Genomic DNA, 16,676 nt, shown 5'->3' on the forward strand with positions numbered 1-16,676 from the left:
AGGGGGGGTCAGCCCGAAGTTAGGAGGTGGGTGAGATCGTCAAAAAAGCTTATAAAGACCAACACAACGGCAATTTTCCGACCACACCGCCAACTTATTTAGGTCGAATCGCTAAAGCAATGTGGCGCCGTGTTCTACCTGTTTTAGAGCAACAATCAGTGATTGAACGCATCGATGCTAATTTGGTTGAAAACTACTGCAGTGCCTATGAGATTTACCGAGAAGCCTACGAGTCGATCAAAAAGGATGGTGTTCAGCAAGCCATATACAGGAGCGTTCAAAATAGTGCGGGAGACGTTGTTGGAAAAGACTTCATGGGATATAAGCGCAATCCCGCCACAGCCATATATAATGATGCTTCTAAGCAAATGACTGCGATTGGCATTCAACTAGGGCTGTCACCTAAGAGCCGTGCAGATCTTGCAACAATTAAGCCGCCTGACAATAAGCCTGATGCAGTCGCCGAGATGAAGAAGTTCTTAGGAGGCGATGTTAGGTGAACCGAGTTGACTTAACACAATCCCATGATGTTCTTGGAGCTTATCAGCGTGGAAATTTTGAAGAAGTTATTAGTACCTTTAGGGACCCGGGGACAGCTTATGCATTAAGCGTTCTTAGTGGTGATCAACAAGCCGGATATCTAATTCAACTTGCCGCATTCAGGCATCTACAGGATCTAAAGCGTTCGCTAGAAGGTGACCATAGTTTCCCGTTCAATTATGACTTAAACAAGGTTAGCAACATTTTAAAATTCGCTGCTATTTGCCCGGATGTCGATACCGGAGAGCCTACCAAGCTTATGCCTTGGCAGGCTTTTATATTGTCTCAACTTATCGGCTGGCGTAATCAAGATGGTGGTAAACGGTTTAGTCGTGCCATTGTTAGTGTTGCACGTGGTCAAGGCAAGACGTACATGATGTCAATCATTGCGTGTTACTCATATTTAGTTGAATCGCTGGGATTGTCTAACCAAGATTTCTTAGTAGCATCGATTAATTACAAGCAAACCGGGAAAATATATGGGTACATCAAAGGAATGATGAAAAAGATCATTGCTAATGGGCCTTTTAGTTCGCTTGCGGCTGAGGTTGGCTTGGATACCCATAGTATCCAGTCAGACCAGATCCTTATGCGTAACAACAATAACGTGTTACGCCCAATAAGTCATGAATCGGGCCAATATGATAGCTATCATTTTACGACAGCTATTTTTGATGAAATCGGAGAAGTCGAAAGCCGCGATAAGATATCAAAAATCATATCTGGACAAGTCAAAGTGAAAAATCGCCAGTTCATCCAGATTTCAACAGCTTATCCTAAACCCGGAGTACCGTTTCATGAAGATCAGAAAATGATACAGCAGGCCATGGAACAGGATTACAAACGAGATGCTGATACGTACTTAGGACTTATTTGGGCACAAGACAGTCTTAATGAGACGTTCAAGCCCGAAACTTGGGTTAAGAGTAATCCACTATTGGATTTTCCTGATCAAAGAGAAGTGTTAATGCAAGGTTTGGTGGACAAACGTGACAGTGACATGCTCTCAAACAATATTGGAGATTTTCAGAACAAGAATCTGAATATGTGGCTTCAAGAATCATCAGATAGTTACTTGAAACTAGCAGACGTTGAACACGCAATCATTCCTAGCTTCGAAATTGATGGTCGTGATGTTTATATCGGATTTGACTATTCGATGTTCAGCGATAACACTGCGCTTGCTTTTGTTTTTCCATATGAAGATAGTGATGGAAAACACTGGTACATTGCTCAACATTCGTTTATTCCTTGGCAAAAAGCTGGATCAATTGAAGCCAAGGAAAAGCAAGACGGTATTGCCTACCGAGAGTTGGCAAAAGAAGGCTTTTGCACAATCACTAGCCATCTGCAAGGGATTATCAATGATGATCAGGTGTATACATGGCTGATTGATTTTGTTGAGAAGCACCGGTTGAACGTCATGTGCTTTGGATACGATGCAATGGGTGCTACACGCATGGTTAAACAGTTAGAGCTTAATTCTGGCTGGAACCTTTTGCCGGTCAAGCAACGAACAGGTGAACTGAAAGACCCAACTAAGTTTTTGCAAACGATGTTTATTGAGAAATCAATCACTAGATTGGACGACAAAATCATGGAAAAAGCACTGCTTAATGCCCAAATTTATGAAGACAAGGTCGGGATTCAAGTCGATAAGGCCAAAGCAACGTTGAAAATCGATGTGGTTGATGCCTTAATTGACGCTCTTTATCAAGGCATGTATCACTTCGAGGATTATGGAATAGCGAATGACCGCACCAAAGAAGTTGAACTGATGACGCCCAAGAAGTTCAAAAAAATGATCGAAGACGGCCAGTTTGGGTTTGGAGGTGATCCCGTTGGTTGAACAATTTAGTAAAGCTCTGAAAGTGGCAGGACTGTTTCTCCTTGCAAATATTGAGACGGTTCTTTTTTTATGTGGATTTGGTGTTCTAGTGTATGCCGCATTCTCAGTCAGCCTATTAGTCGGGCAAGTGATTTTGGGAATGCTATTGGTAGCCACAGCGATTGTGATGAGCAAGGCCAAGAAAGGAGGTGACTGATGGTGATTTTTGGATTTCTGAATAACAAAGCAACTAATCGTGCTGCTCCCCAATATGAGAGCGTGCTTGAATCAGCCGATGGCGACATGATGACTGGATTAATGGTTGATCCAGCCGCTTATGTATCCGCACAGAAAGCTCTACTTAACTCAGACCTTTATGCAACGATCTATCAATTATCCGCTGACTTGGCAACCTGTTATATGCAAGCAGGACAGCCGCGAACACAAACGATTCTTGATCACCCGTCAGCAACCACTAATCGGCAAGCCTTTTGGCAGTCGATGACGGCACAGCTACTGCTTGATGGGAATGCCTATGCCTATATTTGGCGCAACCAGCTTACCGGCCAGCCAGTTCGTCTTGAATATTTGCGCCCGTCTCAGGTATCTGTATTTATTTTGAGCGATGGTACTGGACTCACTTACAACGTTTCTTTTGACGAACCAAGTATTTCTCTTATAAACAATGTGCCACAGTCAGACATGATTCATCTTAGACTACTCGGCATTGGGAATGGTGGAGAAGTTGGCCGCTCGCCACTGTTAGCTCTGCAAAACGAACTGAACATCAAAAACAGCACCAATGGGTTGACAATATCGGCGCTCTCAAAGGCTATTACTTCAAACGGGACGTTGACTGCAAAGAATGGGTCAGCGCTAAGCCTCAAAGAGAAGCAGGCATTGTCGGCTGGATTCATGACTCAAGCAACTTCTAATAATGGTCCAGTCGTGCTTGATGAGCTGACAACATATGCTCCATTGGAGCTAAACTCTGATGTCTCTAAGCTGCTCTCATCGACAGATTGGACAAGCAAGCAGATTGCGAAAGTATACAACATTCCTGACAGCTACTTGAATGGTCAAGGTGACCAGCAGTCATCCTTATCGATGATTGAGGGCATGTATGCGAATAGTCTCAGCCGATATGCACAGGCTATTGCCAGTGAGTTAAATGAGAAATTCTCGGCTGCTATTGAAATCGATATTCAGCCGGCCATTGATCAGGATCGGAGCAGCTATTTAGCAGCAATTGGGGGTGCTGTAAAAAACGGCGCGCTTTCTGGAAACCAATCCGACTTTTTGCTTCGCCGTGTCGGTTTCTTGCCAGAAGATGCACCTAAATATATGTCTGCGGAGTCTAACCTTAAAGGAGGTGATACGAATGGCAGTAACGGTACCAATTAAGGGCGCTATTTCAAGCGAAGATGATGTTGATGTTTACCAATTGTTTGGTTACCAGACAGTTACCCCGTCTGATTTGTCTGATGCATTATCGCAGGCAAGCGGACAGGACGTTGTTTTGGAGATTAATAGCACTGGCGGTGATGTATTTGCTGGTAGCGAGATGGCAACAGCCATTAAGAACTATTCCGGCAGCATTGTCACTAACATCGTTGGGATTGCTGCTTCTGCAGCATCGGTAGTTGCTTTGGCAGGAGACAGAGTCGAGATGGCACCAACAGCTCAGCTGATGATTCACAGGGCGTCAACGTCAGCCAACGGCAATGTTGATGCATTAAATTCAGCAGGCCAATCGTTAGACAGTATTGACCAATCATTGGTTGATGTTTATGTAGCAAAAACCGGTATGAGTCCAAGTGATGTGTACAACATGATGGTTAACGAGACATGGATCAATGCCAAAGATGCTGTTGAGAAAGGGTTCGCCGATGACATCATGTTTGATACAGCACCAGCAGTTACAAACAGCGTTTTGCCACTAACAACTGACATGATTCACCGTGTTAAATCATTAATGGTAAAAGCAAACAGTCAGCCAACTGAAAGCCAGCCTAAGGATGATGGAAAGAAAACCATTAATCCTAAGCTGACTTTGTTGTTAGGCATTAAAAATAAGGAGGCCAAATAATGGCTAGTGTAAACGATTTAAACACCGCGTGGATTTCAGCGGGACAAAAGGTAACGGATTTACAAGACGAGTCGCAAAAGATGGCGGTTGCCTTGGCATCTGATCCGTCTTCTTATACGGAAGATGACGTTAATAAAGTAATGGATGATTTGAAGGCTGCTAAAACCGCTCGAGATTTTGCAAAGTCATCGTTGGATGACGCTAAAGCTGAAGCGGAGGCAGAAAAGCCAGCTGACATTACGGACAAAAAGGTAAACATCATTAAGAAAACGACTAAGGCCCAAGACTTTGTCCACAATTTTGTTGATCTGGCTACGGGCAAGAAGCGGATTACGGATTTGGTAACTTCCGGCAACACTGACGGTGATACGTCCAATGCAGGGCTGACGATCCCACCTGATATTCAGACCAATATCAACGAGCTCAAGCGTCAATATGCGTCACTCGAACAATACGTCCAGGTTGAGAATGTTTCTACTCCTACTGGGTCACGCGTGTATGAGCCTTTTGAAACAATCACACCTCTGGCAAATCTTGATGATGAGGATGCGCTTATTGGTGACAACGATGATCCCAAGCTGACACAAATCAAATACACAATTCATCGGTATGCTGGTATTTCTACAATGCCGAACACTTTGCTTAATGACAGCAATCAAAATATTCAAGCGTGGATTGAACAATTTGTTTCTCGTAAGGATGTTGTGACGCGCAACGGTGTCATCATTTCAGCAATGAACAACGCTCCTAAGAAGCCAACAATTGCTAAGTTTGACGACATTTTGGATATGATCTACACAGCCGTTGACCCGGCTATCCAGTCCACATCGGTTTTGATGACCAATGTTAGCGGGTTTGCACAGTTGGCAAAGGTTAAGGACGCCATGGGCCAGTATCTTATTCAGGCCAACGTTGTTCCTGACATGCCTTACAGCATTCGTGGCCATCAGGTGGTTGTCATCTCTGATCGTTGGCTGCCAAGTGCAGGCACCGCTTCTGCACCAGTTTATCCGTTGTATTATGGCGATCTTTCTCAGGCTGCCACACTGTTTGACCGTCAACAGATGAGCTTGGTTGTCACCAACATTGGCGCTGGTGCGTTTGAGCATGATCAGACTAAGCTGCGTGTCATTGACCGCTTTGATGTGAAAGCAACTGATGCTGATGCCTTTGTAGCTGGATCGTTCTCCACAATTGCTGACCAGCAAGCAAACTTCCCAGCAGCTAGCGCAGGTAAATAATTTTAAAAGGTCGCCTATGAAATAAACAGTTTGCTGATCGACTGGCAGGCGGCCAATTAAGGAGATGAAGTAATGGCTGATAATGACAGCTTTCAACCTGATATTGTTACTGACCTAATGGCAGAACTTAATCTTGATGATGCCGAAAAGACAACCATTACAAATCTGGTTGCTGGTGCTACGGGTGTAGTAACAAGCTCAGTAGGAGTTCTCGATGAATCCGATCCGATTGCAAAACTTGCCATTAAGACAATGGTTACACAGCAATATTATGACCGCGCTCTTGAAAACGGACTATCACAAGGAGTTCTGATGATGTTACTCCATTTGCAGGCCAATCAGCCGGAAAATTCATACAGTGGTGATGCTGATGGCAACTAATTTCAAACCGAGTGATTTCAGCCGCAAGGTTGATTTCGGTTCTCCACAATCGCACAAGACTGGTGCCGGCATCAATGTCACTAGCTTTGTTCTGGCTTATAGCCTGCACTTCAAACAGCAGAAACGAACACTCACACAGCAGTACACGCTTGTGGGAACACGTTTGGATAATTCAATCACAGTTATTGTCAGGCACGATATACGTAACGCAAGCCAACAGCAGGCAAGAATAGATGGCATCGTGTATGACATTTCAGACATTAGCCCGGACGACAGTAATGATGCTATTCGTTATGACTATCTAACCCTGGTCAAAACAACTAAGGGGGCATAACCATGGATATGGATGAGGCACTTGGTCAATGGCTTAAGCAAGTATCAAAGGCTGCCGAATTGTCTATTAGCGACCAAGAAAAGATTACCAAGGCTGGTGCTGATGTTTACGCTAAGAAACTAGCAGAGACCACCAAAGAAAAACACCCAAATACTAAGGGAGACGGCGGTAAGTATGGGCATTTGAGCGAAGACATCAGTAGTGCTGCGGGAGATATTGACGGTGACCATAATGGAAGTTCAACGGTTGGCTTTGGTAATAAAGCATTCATTGCAGGCTTCTTGAATGATGGAACCAAGTATATTCGTGCTGACCATTTTGTTGATAATGCCCGTGACGATGCCAAAGATGCTGTATTTGCCGCTGAAGCTGAGAAATATCAGGCAATGATTGCCAAAGCGAATGGTGGTGGGGATGAATGAGCGCCGTAGATGATGCGGTAACAATGCTTAGCCAAGCCGGGATTGCCAGTATTGATGCGGTTGAAGGCAACAATCTGCCGCAAGAATTAGTCGACAGCCTTAAAAAAACTGTTGTGTTGATTACTGATGCTGCAAATGATCCAACTGCATATGGCGACAACGATTTCTGGGCATTAAATCAGGAAGTAGAAGTACAGATTTGGTACTCACAACTGCTTGATTCTGACCCCGAAACCATTGAGATAGCCATGATGAAGGCTTTTACTCATCAACATTGGCAGGTAGCCGCGGTTAGACAACGCACATTAGACCCCGACACACAGCAACTTTTTAACACGTTTTATTTCAGCAGAACAAAGAATATTTAGGAGGAATTCAAATGGCAACAGTAGGTTTATATCAAATCAAGTTAGCTTTGGTAGATGAATCACAAAAGTTAATTTCTGGTACTGGGGCAGGATTAGGCACAGACGGTATCTATACTGTCGATCACAAAGATTTAGGTACTAAAACTGCCAACATTACAGGCTTAGCAGGCACCATTACTAAGATCTATGGCAACAACAACGTCCAAGACGTTACCGTTGGTACTTCAGAACCATCAGTAGCTTTGGATATTAACAACTTGGATTACAAAACCAAGCAGCAAATCAAAGGCTTTGTCAGTGATAGCAAGGGCGGCTATACGGATGAGGATTTGAAGGCTCATGTGGCCTTACTTATTACCACTCAAACCATTGACCGTTTACACTTTTTCTATTATGGCTTTGGCGATGGCATCATGACCGAAACCGCAGCTAACATTCAGACTGATGCGGCAGCAGAACTACGTGTAGATGACACTTTGACTTACACAGCGCTGTCTACTATGGCCTTTAATAATCAGCCATACAAGATTTATAGCGATCTTGATAGCGGGTTTGATAAAGCCAACATGTACAAAGAAGTGTTCGGCGGATACGTATTGCCGGAAAGTTCAACAGGATCTGGTACCACTACAACTCCAGCGGGTACCACTAAAACTCCAGCTCCATAATGATGGCACAATTTCATAGTAACAACTGATTAATGGCTCACGAACGTGCGCTATTTTTTTATGCTCAAAAGTCGCTTTCTGGTGAACTTGGTGGTGTCCGATTCACCACAGCGACCTTATCAAATAAAAAGGATGGTATTACCAATGAAAATTAAAGTTAGTCAACTTAGCAATCGTGTACACGAAGTTAAAACCAGCAATCGCAACATGGAAAAGATGTATGATCTGCAATTAATGATGGCCAAGGCTGATGATATTGCCGATATGGAACCGGTAGAAATTATTAAGGTTCAACGCGATATGTTACATGACTCAATCGACTTCTTGACTACCGTTTTAAACCTGAACAAGCAAGAAATTGAAAAACTTGGGGATTTAGAATTCGCTGAAACTATTCAGGCAGTTAATTACACTTTTGAACGCATGATGGGCATGAGTGATGAGGATATTGACTTAGCTGCCAAGAAGCAGGATGCCAGCAAAAGCAAAGATTAACCCAGCCGTCAAAGTTTATGAGCTTGAAAATCAGCTACAGGACTTTAGATGGATGAAAAAGCAAGCAGTCATGTATTTCCACTGGTCAATGCAGGATTTTGATGATGCTGATTATTTTGAAATGCTGGAAATGATGTCCGCCAAGGATAAGAAAGATCGGCCAGTTGATCCGGCAATCATGTGGAAGCAATACAAAGAGAAAGGGTGATTGAAGTGGCACAACAAATTAATGCAACAATGAGCACCAAGATTGCCCTTGATCTATTGTCGGCAAGCGAATCCGTTAAATCATTAACAGCGGTCGTTCGTTCGAGTCAAAATGCTTGGAAAGCTCAAGAAGCGGAGATGAAATCTGCTGGTGATGCAGTTGGCGCTGCTCAAGCTAAGTATGACGGCTTGGGTAAGTCTATTGATTCACAGCAGGCTAAGATTGACGCTCTAAAAGCCAAACAAGCTGAGTTGAAGGGCAATACTGCCGATGTTGCTCAACAGTTTTTAAAGTATCAGCAACAAATTGATGGTGCCACTAAGCAGCTGGCCAGTATGCAGTATCAACAAGACCGTGCCAAGCAAGCAATGGACTATCAAAAGTCCGGTTTGGCTGGCCTACAACAAGAATACACAGCTGCTGCACGTGCCAATCAGGTTTATGTTGAACGCTTACAGGCTGAAGGCAATCAGCAAGAAGCAAACAAGGCCAAAATGGATGGCTATAAGTCTTCCATTACCAATCTTAATGAGCAACTGTCTAAACAGTCAGCTGAACTAGATAAAATTGCCAGTGCTAGTGGCAAAGACTCCGATGCTTGGAGAACACAGAAGACGCGTGTTGATGAAACAGCTACCAGTTTAGCAAAAGCTAAGTCTTCTATGACTGGCCTGCAAACTGAAATGGATAAGGCTAACCCATCTGTTTTCAACAGAGTTAAGGAAGCTATATCGGGGACAAACAAGCAAGCCGAAAAGACACCGGGTTTGCTTCACAAAATTGTTGAGGGTGGCTTAATCACCAACGCCATCACAAGCGGCTGGCAACGTCTAAGTTCAAGCATTACCGACACGGTAAAGTCTGGGCTAGAACTTAACGAGGCCGGAGAAAAGCTAAATATGACGTGGGAGAACATGGGTAAGTCAGCCAATGATATCCAGATTCTTTCCGGCCAAATGTCGTACTTACGCAGTGAGACTGGTGCAACCGGTGGCGAAATTAACAACATGCAAACCACCGTTGATACCATGACGCATGGTGTCACAGATAAAACTCTTGTCATTAGTGCTGGTATTGCCAGCATTGCCACGGCTTCGCACAAAGGCGGAGACGGCATGGATTCCTTGTCTAAAGCGATGACACGTGTCGTTGCTTCAGGCAATTTAACAACAACTAACCTTGCCAAACTTGAAAAGCAGGCTCCTACCTTAGGTGCACAATTAGCCAAAGCTGCCGGAGTCAGTCAGGATTCATTTGCCAAAATGGTTGCTGACGGGAAAATCAAGTCTGACGACTTCATGAACTTGGTTTATAAAGTTGGGACAACAAGCAAGAACACATTTGACCAATTTGGAAAAACTAGTGAAGGTGCCCTTGCGCAGCTGTCCGGTAGTTGGACATCCATCAAGGCTAAAATGGCAGCACCATTGCTTGATGTTAAGAATAGTGGCATGCAATCACTTGCTGGGATTTTGACATCATCTGTTGTTCAAAGTGCCGCTACTACACTAGGTAAAGGGCTGGCAACTATTGCTAATTGGGCCAAGAACGTTCTGGACTATGTTTCCGCACACAAAAAAGATGTTACTGGTATTGCCGGAGATATGTGGGACATTGCCAAAATTGCTGGTGAAGAAGTCTGGTCCTTGTTTAAAACCGCAATCAAAGACATTGCTGGTTGGCTAAATGTCGGTGGTTCCAATGCAAAGACGATGAAAGACCCGCTAAAAGCTATCCATGATGTGTTAGATGATATTGTCAAAAACAAATCTGGTATTCAAACTACCGTCAAAGTAATTGCGGGTTTGTGGATGACAAAAAAAGCACTGGAATTTGCAGCAGGATTGGGTCATGTGTACAGCGGTCTGAAAGCGCTGGGTGATACTAAACTAGCTCAATCAATCCTGTCCAACTTCAGTAAACTGAACATTGGCAGCAAGCTAGCTAAAATTGCAGTCCCCGTTGCGATTGCTTATGACGCGATTAGTGACATAAAGAATTTAACAAAAGCATTTGGTAAGAATGGCACTGTGGGACAAAAGTTTTCTGCTGTTGGTGAATCTGCCGGGACACTGATTGGTGGTGGCATCGGTGCTTTCTTTGGTGGCCCTTTAGGCGCAGCGGTTGGTGCCACAATTGGCAAAGTGGCTGGTAAATGGGCCGGCGATGCCGCTAAGAAGTTTACTGATGGCTGGAATGCTAAGAAAAAGCCAGCTAATAGTTGGCTAGGTGGTCTTGGCTGGGATGCTCGTCAAATGACTAACAATGTAGTCAAATGGTGGGATGGCATTAACAAGTCCACTGATGCGGCTCAAAAAAAGCAGCAGAAACAGCAAGAGGCAGCCAATAAGCAGGCGCAAAAAGACTGGAATGGATTTTGGAACGATGTTGGCAAGGGCTGGACTGGATTTTGGAATGATGTAAACAAGAAAAATTCTATTGCACAACAGCAACAGCAAAAACAGCAAGACGCAGCTAATAAGCAGATAAAGAAAGATTGGGATAGTTTTTGGAGCAATGCAAGCAATGGCTGGAACAACTTTTGGTCAGATACTTCAAAAAATGCCAAAAACGGTATGAATGATACAAAATCATGGATTGATAGTGCCAATGCCAGGATCCACAAAGGCTGGGATAACTTCTGGTCAGACACCTCGCAAAATTGGAACGGATTTTGGGGAACTGTTGGTAAAAATGCTCAAAGTGGAATGTCAACAGTCCATGGCTGGATTAATGACGGCAACAGCAAAATAGATTCCGGATGGCGTTCCATGTGGTCAGGACTCAAGTCTTTCTTCGACAACATATGGGATGGCATTAAAAATGCTGCAGCAGATGGCATGAATGCTGTTATCAACGTTATTAATGGCGCTATCAGCGGTATCAACTGGGTTTGGCAAAAGTTTACTGGCAAAGATGCTCTACACAAACTGTCACCTGTTCATTTCTCACAAGGTGGTATAGTTGAGCGCAAGATGCACATGGTCATGGTCAACGATGGTGCTGGAGAAGACTGGAAAGAGCTTTACCAGTTGCCTAATGGTCAAGTCGGCATGTCTCAAAAGCGCAATGCCACAGGATTACTGCCAGAAGGCACACGCGTTTTCAATGGTAAAGAAACCAAAGCCATCATGAATATGGCTGGCGTTGAACATTACGACTTAGGTGGTGTAATTGGCGGTGTTGGCAAATTCTTTTCTGGTGCTTGGGACAAGTTGGAGGCCGTTGGTGATTGGCTTGCTAACCCAGTCGGGAAAGTAACCAATTTAATCAAGTCAAGTATTAGCGGCATTTCCGGTGGTGTTGAAATGTTTAGCAACTTAGCCGGTGGTGTTATTAACAAATTAACAGGCAGTGTTGTTGATTGGTTTAAAAAAGAACTGAAAAAGTTGCAAGACACACTAGGTGATGGTGGCGGAGGTAAGGGTGCTCCGTCCGGTGCTGGTGTTGAGCGCTGGGCCGGTCAAGTTAAAGAAGCACTGGCAGCTAATGGGTTAAGTACTAGTGATTCAATGGTTAACCGTGTGTTACGGCAAATTCAAACAGAATCACGTGGTAACGAAAAAGCACGGCAAGCTGGTGCAGATCCAGATGGTGATGGTAGTGGCCCAGCACTGGGGTTAATGCAAACCAAAAGGGGTACGTTTCTTGCTAATGCTTTTCCAGGACATGGTGATATTTTCAATGGCTATGATGATATTCTTGCTGGATTGCGCTATGCCAAAGCACGTTATGGTTCAAGCCTTTCATTTTTAGGTAATGGTCACGGTTACGCCAATGGTGGTTTGATCACACAGCCAATCCATGCGCTTGTTGGCGAAGATGGCCCAGAAACAATCTTGCCATTAACCAAAACAAGCCGTGCTTGGCAGCTGTTGGGACAGGCTGTCAACCAAATTAACGGCGGTGCGACTACGGTAGGCACCACTGATAATTCAGATGTGCTGGCCAAGATGAACACAAAGTTTGACCAGTTGCTGACAATGTTTGCTCAGCTTTTGGGCTTGTCGGCCGACCAAATCACAGCCATCCGTAATAGCGGCATAGACATGCCAACGATGTACAAAAAGATGGCTAAAGACCAACGTTTGCATGACATGCAGGTGTTTTAACATTAGGGGGGATGTAAATTGAGTGAGCTTTACGTCAAAACAAACAGCAGCAAAACCAGCAACAGCCGCGCAGCACTAACGCTTTTGACACGCTATTAAGCTCCGTGCAACAACGAGGTCAGATTCTCAACAATCAAAGCCTTAGTTAGGAGGACTATTAAGTGTACGGAAAACTTTACATTAAGAAACAAGACGAACCAGAATTTGAAATCAATGATGTACTATCATCCGTTAAGATGCTTGGAATTGATAATTCTGCTCCACAAATCACACCAAGCTACCTAGAATCAGCTGGCAGTGATGGCCAGCTGTTACAGAACGTTACTTACAACACCTCAACCGTGACGGTGCATTTGTTTGCACGAGCCATAGATATTCAGGACTTAAAATTAACGGCTGCTAGGGTTTATTCGCTGATTAGTTCACGCACACCAATCCGGATTCGTGATGATATTGAGCCGGGAAAAGTGGCTTATGTTGTTGCCGAACCGTTTGAAATTCAACCATTAAATCATACCAATGATTCGACAATTGATATTCAGTTCGACAATGTATCTGGCATGTGGTATTCACTTGTAAACAGTGATGAAATCGCTAATAGTCCTGACGCTTTACAGATTGGCCTGCAATTACCAGAACAACTGCCTAGCTATCACTTTAATGAAAATGAATTTAACATTTTCAACCCGTCTGACCTTAACATTGATCCATACCGTCAACGGCATACTTTGAAAATCACGATCAAAGGTGCTGGACAGTTTGAATTAGAAAATAAGACGAACGGAACGTCGTTCAAATGCACACATTCGATGACTAATACGGATGAGTTTGTCTTAGACGGTGTCCATGCGTTTCTCAACGGTCAATTAGACAGTTTAGAGACCGATTATGGGCACATTGTGCTGAACAAAGGAAACAATGACATTGTCATTACTGGCTTGAACAATGTCGATGTAACTTTTTCCTTTCCATTCATCTATCTACAATGATAACTGGAGACAAAGTGGTCGTTCAGGACATTCAACGCCAGCACACGGATGTTCTGGACTGCTTCGATTGGGACAGCTTTCAAGTTACACGTCAACGTAACAGCCAATATCAGTTGGACTTTGTTGCCTTTGACGACAATAGCGTCGGTTTCGAGCTCCTGCAGATTGAGAATTCTGTTTGGTGGAACAATCAAGAGTTCATCATCAAGCAGCTCACAGATGACTGGAACGGTGAAGTTCACGAGGTTACTGTTACAGCTACTCATGTGTTCTACCAATTGAACGGCAGACGACAACGTCAACAAAAAGCAGGTGCAGTGACGTTATCCTTGAATGATGCGATGTCATTTTTATTAGACGGCTTGAACACTGGCTTCGACTTTCAAATCCATGGGACGTTTGCCAACACAGAGCTGACTGATTTTGGTAAATGTTCTGTGATTGATGGAATCAGCACGTTGATTACTGATTATAATGTTTATGCTGTTTGGCCAGATGAACGGACGATCCACTTTTACGATGAGAACTCATGGAAGCGCAATACACAGATGGCCATTCGTTATCAACATAACGCTAGTGAAGTATCACTAGCCGTTGATAGCTCTAACATCGTCAACACAGTTATGGTTTCAGGTAAGCAAAACGATAATGGTGACTCTGGTTCAACGCCATCCTTTCAACCATTCATAGTTCAAGACGATGACAGCGTTAAACGTTGGGGTCAACGTGATGGAGACGATATTTCAGACGAAAGGTTTACTGACGCTGATGCAATGCGCACTTACGCACTTAGTAAGATGCAGAGTGAACCGCCAACGACAATTACCGTCACCATGAACAACAAAGATACACCACAACTTGGCGAAATGTGGATGTTACAAGTTTTGCCAGCAGATTATCAGACGATGGTTGAGACAGTATCCGTACAAGAGTATCCCTTTAGCCAGAAAGCCACTTCAATCACATTGAACAACTTAACAGCCAACTTCCTAGAGATACAATCAGCCAACACTCATCGTTTAAACGATATCAGTAACAGAATCCGAAACTCGGTAGATTATTCGGGAAATGTTATATTGCCAATGATAACCGACCAGACATCGTTACAAAATTTAGCAAATATGGGAGGCGATTGAATGGCTCTTGATCCAGCCAGCCTTAAAGATGCGGTTACTTTAATGCTGAAAAAATGGCCATCTTGGACAACGCTAGAAGGACGTCCGACCGACTTGGTTAATCAGAAAGACTTAGCTGATGCAATCCAAGCTGCGGTTACAATCAAAGGCGCAGATGGTAAAACTAGCTATACTCACATTGCATACGCCAATAGTGCTGATGGTAAGGATGGGTTTTATGTTGGTGGTGGAACTAATCTGTACACAGATACAAAGAATTTTGACAACCTAGCATCATGGTGGGGATCCAGTTCATGGACAAAAACTACGGATACCTATAATGGATTAGCTGTAATGCAGACAACACGAGATTGGAGTGGACTGAGCCAGTATATCCAAGTTAAAAAAGGTGATATTTTAACTTATAGTGTGTATGCAAAAAATACAAGTGGTACTGGAACAAGTACTATATATTGGCAACTCAACGGTAACCCTGAAGGTAGTTATAGCACTGCTTCATCCAATCCAGCCAATAAAACAGTAACCATAACAGATTCATGGCAGAGAGTGTCAGCGACAATAGTTGCTACTAGCGACGGTTATCTACGTCCTCGAATTGAACGAAGTAATGAAAATACCAATACCATACAAATCGCCGGAATCAAGCTGGAAAAGGGTAGTGTAGCTACCTCATGGTCACCAGCACCAGCAGAAGCACATCCTATCTACATGGGGACCTACACTGATTTTACACAAGCAGATAGTTTAGATCCAACAGCTTACCAATGGTCACTGATTGCTGACAAGCCAGATATTCCTCGGCTAACGTCACCAGATGGTAGCACATGGGCGCCAACGATTGATAACGCTGGTAACGTGACGTGGAAGAAGGTGTCAGATGGCTAATGTAGGAATTATAAATTTAGTGATGTTTGGTGACTCGATCACGGCTGGTTGGAATGGATCAGGTTTTGTTGCTCATCCATTAGCTTATTGGATTGGCAAAAAGCTAGGGATTGACGTAGCCAATCGTGGACAGAATGAAGGTCGAATCGTTGGTGATCGACCTAATGATCTGTTGCCTAATATTCAATCCACAGATCTGACTCAATATGATGCATGTACGGTAGCCTATGGAATTAATGACTTAGACGACATCAGTGTGCCGATCAAGACGATTACTGACCAATTGAACGTTTGTCTTGATGCTATTTATGCCAAGAATGCTGATATCAAAGTTTATGCGCTGCTGCCGTTGCCTGCATTTGTTGACGTTCCTAATCCTGATACGCCAAAGGCAGCAGGGTATTCCGAAAATGGATTAATTGATGCGCTAAAACAAACGTTTCAAAGTCGTGGCATTACAACGCTTGATTGGCGCCAAAATCCAATTATTACGGTGGAGAATCATCAACAATTGTTGGCAGACGGTGTCTTACATCCTTCTCAGTCCACCTATGAACTGTTAGGAAACCGTATCGCGGATTTTATCTCTGAAAATCCGCGATTGGTTTTGCGAATGATGACCAACCTTGATCATATCCAGGATGATTTAAACGATAATTTTGACATTTTTAATCGGGTGATGAATGGTTTCTGGGGTAATTATGGTTCCTTAGGGCTTGGTGATGGGGCACTTAATCAGATCAAGTTAATTGATGCTGACTTACTTGATCGAGAATTTAGACTTCAAATGATTGGCGCGTTTAAGCAAGCACAACAAATCATTAATGAGCTTGTCGGGATGATTGGTTCATTAACCGGCGAGTTAAACACGTTGATGATTCCAATACCTTATTCGTTGGTATTAAATATTGATAAATTAAATGATTGTTTTAAAGTGATGAATCAAGCGCTGTTACAAGTTAATCAAATAGAAATGTAGC

18 protein-coding genes are annotated in these 16,676 nt (G+C 43.6%); all 18 read left to right on the plus strand.

Features of this window, described 5'->3' with window-relative positions:
- Positions 1-26 precede the first annotated feature (26 nt).
- Complete coding sequence (locus ACKTR2_RS00225; RefSeq protein ID WP_407881939.1) at positions 27-500, plus strand: phage terminase small subunit P27 family; 474 nt, start codon at positions 27-29, stop codon at positions 498-500.
- On the plus strand, positions 497-2,389 hold the full coding sequence (locus ACKTR2_RS00230; RefSeq protein WP_407881940.1) for a terminase large subunit: 1,893 nt from the start codon (positions 497-499) through the stop codon (positions 2,387-2,389). Before ACKTR2_RS00225 ends, ACKTR2_RS00230 begins: the two co-directional genes overlap by 4 nt.
- Positions 2,373-2,585: a hypothetical protein gene (locus ACKTR2_RS00235; RefSeq protein WP_407882564.1), complete on the plus strand. Its 213-nt coding sequence runs from the start codon at positions 2,373-2,375 to the stop codon at positions 2,583-2,585. The genes ACKTR2_RS00230 and ACKTR2_RS00235 overlap by 17 nt, the downstream gene beginning before the upstream one ends.
- Complete coding sequence (locus ACKTR2_RS00240) at positions 2,585-3,772, plus strand: phage portal protein (RefSeq protein ID WP_407881941.1); 1,188 nt, start codon at positions 2,585-2,587, stop codon at positions 3,770-3,772. The genes ACKTR2_RS00235 and ACKTR2_RS00240 overlap by 1 nt, the downstream gene beginning before the upstream one ends.
- Positions 3,750-4,457, plus strand: coding sequence for a head maturation protease, ClpP-related (locus ACKTR2_RS00245; RefSeq protein WP_407881943.1), 708 nt, complete (start codon positions 3,750-3,752; stop codon positions 4,455-4,457). The genes ACKTR2_RS00240 and ACKTR2_RS00245 overlap by 23 nt, the downstream gene beginning before the upstream one ends.
- Positions 4,457-5,698 (plus strand): phage major capsid protein, encoded by a 1,242-nt coding sequence (locus ACKTR2_RS00250; RefSeq protein WP_407881945.1) that lies wholly within the window; start codon positions 4,457-4,459, stop codon positions 5,696-5,698. The genes ACKTR2_RS00245 and ACKTR2_RS00250 overlap by 1 nt, the downstream gene beginning before the upstream one ends.
- A 72-nt stretch (positions 5,699-5,770) precedes the next feature.
- Entirely contained in the window at positions 5,771-6,079 is a 309-nt protein-coding gene (locus ACKTR2_RS00255; protein WP_407881946.1) for a head-tail connector protein, read from the plus strand.
- Entirely contained in the window at positions 6,069-6,413 is a 345-nt protein-coding gene (locus ACKTR2_RS00260; RefSeq protein WP_407881947.1) for a phage head closure protein, read from the plus strand. Before ACKTR2_RS00255 ends, ACKTR2_RS00260 begins: the two co-directional genes overlap by 11 nt.
- Positions 6,414-6,415: 2 nt before the next feature.
- Positions 6,416-6,835, plus strand: a complete 420-nt coding sequence (locus ACKTR2_RS00265) for an HK97-gp10 family putative phage morphogenesis protein (protein ID WP_407881948.1) — start codon at positions 6,416-6,418, stop codon at positions 6,833-6,835.
- Positions 6,832-7,203 (plus strand): DUF806 family protein, encoded by a 372-nt coding sequence (locus tag ACKTR2_RS00270; protein WP_407881949.1) that lies wholly within the window; start codon positions 6,832-6,834, stop codon positions 7,201-7,203. Before ACKTR2_RS00265 ends, ACKTR2_RS00270 begins: the two co-directional genes overlap by 4 nt.
- 11 nt (positions 7,204-7,214) lie before the next feature.
- A complete protein-coding gene (locus ACKTR2_RS00275; RefSeq protein ID WP_407881951.1) occupies positions 7,215-7,871 on the plus strand; it encodes a phage tail protein in 657 nt (218 codons plus the stop codon).
- A gap of 144 nt (positions 7,872-8,015) precedes the next feature.
- On the plus strand, positions 8,016-8,366 hold the full coding sequence (locus ACKTR2_RS00280; protein ID WP_407881953.1) for a phage tail tube assembly chaperone: 351 nt from the start codon (positions 8,016-8,018) through the stop codon (positions 8,364-8,366).
- A gap of 52 nt (positions 8,367-8,418) precedes the next feature.
- Positions 8,419-8,574 (plus strand): hypothetical protein, encoded by a 156-nt coding sequence (locus ACKTR2_RS00285; protein WP_407881955.1) that lies wholly within the window; start codon positions 8,419-8,421, stop codon positions 8,572-8,574.
- The gene (locus ACKTR2_RS00290) at positions 8,571-12,686 is read left to right on the plus strand and encodes a tape measure protein (protein ID WP_407881957.1); all 4,116 of its coding nucleotides are present in this window, start codon (positions 8,571-8,573) and stop codon (positions 12,684-12,686) included. The genes ACKTR2_RS00285 and ACKTR2_RS00290 overlap by 4 nt, the downstream gene beginning before the upstream one ends.
- 161 nt (positions 12,687-12,847) lie before the next feature.
- Positions 12,848-13,675 (plus strand): phage tail domain-containing protein, encoded by an 828-nt coding sequence (locus ACKTR2_RS00295; protein ID WP_407881959.1) that lies wholly within the window; start codon positions 12,848-12,850, stop codon positions 13,673-13,675.
- 14 nt (positions 13,676-13,689) lie between these two features.
- Positions 13,690-14,811, plus strand: a complete 1,122-nt coding sequence (locus tag ACKTR2_RS00300; protein ID WP_407881961.1) for a phage tail protein — start codon at positions 13,690-13,692, stop codon at positions 14,809-14,811.
- Positions 14,812-15,696 (plus strand): phage head spike fiber domain-containing protein, encoded by an 885-nt coding sequence (locus tag ACKTR2_RS00305; RefSeq protein WP_407881962.1) that lies wholly within the window; start codon positions 14,812-14,814, stop codon positions 15,694-15,696.
- Positions 15,689-16,675 (plus strand): SGNH/GDSL hydrolase family protein, encoded by a 987-nt coding sequence (locus ACKTR2_RS00310; protein ID WP_407881963.1) that lies wholly within the window; start codon positions 15,689-15,691, stop codon positions 16,673-16,675. The genes ACKTR2_RS00305 and ACKTR2_RS00310 overlap by 8 nt, the downstream gene beginning before the upstream one ends.
- Position 16,676 lies beyond the last annotated feature (1 nt).

It is taken from the genome of Furfurilactobacillus curtus, assembly GCF_045862785.1.
Lineage (GTDB): Bacteria > Bacillota > Bacilli > Lactobacillales > Lactobacillaceae > Furfurilactobacillus > Furfurilactobacillus curtus.

Bases quoted from the DNA above. Each gene is read 5' to 3' on its own strand.
- ACKTR2_RS00275 (WP_407881951.1), top strand. From the start codon at position 7,215: ATGGCAACAGTAGGTTTATATCAAATCAAGTTAGCTTTGGTAGATGAA.
- ACKTR2_RS00305 (WP_407881962.1), top strand. From the start codon at position 14,812: ATGGCTCTTGATCCAGCCAGCCTTAAAGATGCGGTTACTTTAATGCTG.
- ACKTR2_RS00265 (WP_407881948.1), top strand. From the start codon at position 6,416: ATGGATATGGATGAGGCACTTGGTCAATGGCTTAAGCAAGTATCAAAG.
- ACKTR2_RS00285 (WP_407881955.1), top strand. From the start codon at position 8,419: ATGAAAAAGCAAGCAGTCATGTATTTCCACTGGTCAATGCAGGATTTT.
- ACKTR2_RS00260 (WP_407881947.1), top strand. From the start codon at position 6,069: ATGGCAACTAATTTCAAACCGAGTGATTTCAGCCGCAAGGTTGATTTC.
- ACKTR2_RS00250 (WP_407881945.1), top strand. From the start codon at position 4,457: ATGGCTAGTGTAAACGATTTAAACACCGCGTGGATTTCAGCGGGACAA.
- ACKTR2_RS00270 (WP_407881949.1), top strand. From the start codon at position 6,832: ATGAGCGCCGTAGATGATGCGGTAACAATGCTTAGCCAAGCCGGGATT.
- ACKTR2_RS00280 (WP_407881953.1), top strand. From the start codon at position 8,016: ATGAAAATTAAAGTTAGTCAACTTAGCAATCGTGTACACGAAGTTAAA.
- ACKTR2_RS00240 (WP_407881941.1), top strand. From the start codon at position 2,585: ATGGTGATTTTTGGATTTCTGAATAACAAAGCAACTAATCGTGCTGCT.
- ACKTR2_RS00245 (WP_407881943.1), top strand. From the start codon at position 3,750: ATGGCAGTAACGGTACCAATTAAGGGCGCTATTTCAAGCGAAGATGAT.
- ACKTR2_RS00310 (WP_407881963.1), top strand. From the start codon at position 15,689: ATGGCTAATGTAGGAATTATAAATTTAGTGATGTTTGGTGACTCGATC.
- ACKTR2_RS00255 (WP_407881946.1), top strand. From the start codon at position 5,771: ATGGCTGATAATGACAGCTTTCAACCTGATATTGTTACTGACCTAATG.